Raw genomic sequence first — 368 nt, 5'->3', positions numbered from 1 at the left:
TCTCTACACTCTTTGATTTCCTTTTGGATAGCTGGTATACAAAAAAGGGTTTGTCATATTTTTCATTATAATACTTCCCATAGCTATATCTAACATTTTGTTGTATAAATTATTCTCTATGCATTGACCAATTTTGATAAAAGAGATACTTAAAAGTTAGTTAAGCCCTTGGTTCTCTGCATCAAAGATTTTAATTGTTTCAGATAAGCCTTGTAGTAAATCATATTTAGGCTTCCAGCCAAGTATTTCAATGGCTTTCGTATGATCCAATGCACTATGTTTAATATCTCCTTTACGTGCTGGTAGATAAATCGGGTAAACAGGTGGATTTGTAATCATTGTTTTACATAGATGATAGAGTTTATTAA

At 31.0% G+C, this 368-nt stretch carries 1 pseudogene; it reads right to left on the bottom strand.

What is annotated here, in order from left to right:
• Nucleotides 1-156 precede the first annotated feature (156 nt).
• Nucleotides 157-368: pseudogene (locus V7149_RS23205) on the bottom strand (hypothetical protein); the annotation flags it as partial.

Origin of the sequence: Bacillus sp. JJ1503 (assembly GCF_036965125.1) — a bacterium.
Lineage (GTDB): Bacteria > Bacillota > Bacilli > Bacillales > Cytobacillaceae > Cytobacillus.
The sequence above is the reverse complement of the archived record's forward strand: the minus strand, read 5'-3'. Positions and strand labels throughout refer to the sequence as shown.